This is a genomic window from Exiguobacterium sp. s75 (genome assembly GCF_018617145.1).
GTDB classification, from domain to species: Bacteria; Bacillota; Bacilli; order Exiguobacteriales; family Exiguobacteriaceae; genus Exiguobacterium; species Exiguobacterium profundum.
In genome coordinates this window covers 1-266 of sequence record NZ_JACSJQ010000022.1, presented here as the reverse complement: position 1 = coordinate 266, position 266 = coordinate 1, and the positions used below count along the sequence as shown (strand labels likewise).

Here is a 266-nt window from a genome sequence, read left to right as displayed (position 1 = left end):
ATCGGCTGCGCCCGGTTCATCTACAACAAGCTGCTCGAGGACCGCATCGCCATCCGCGATGAGGCGAAAGCGGGGATCGTGACGAGACGGAAACCGGCGACACCCGCCTCCTACAAGCCACTGTTCCCGTTCCTCGCCGAGGCGGACAGCCTCGCGCTCGCGAACGCAAAGCTGAACCTCGACACCGCGTTCGCGAAGTTCTTCGCCGGGACGGGCGGCTTCCCGGCCTTCAAATCGAGACGGCGGTCGCGCGCCTCCTACACGAC

1 pseudogene is annotated in these 266 nt (G+C 65.8%); it reads left to right on the top strand.

Features of this window, described 5'->3' with window-relative positions:
* Nucleotides 1-266, top strand: a pseudogene (locus tag KNO68_RS14915) (helix-turn-helix domain-containing protein); the annotation flags it as partial.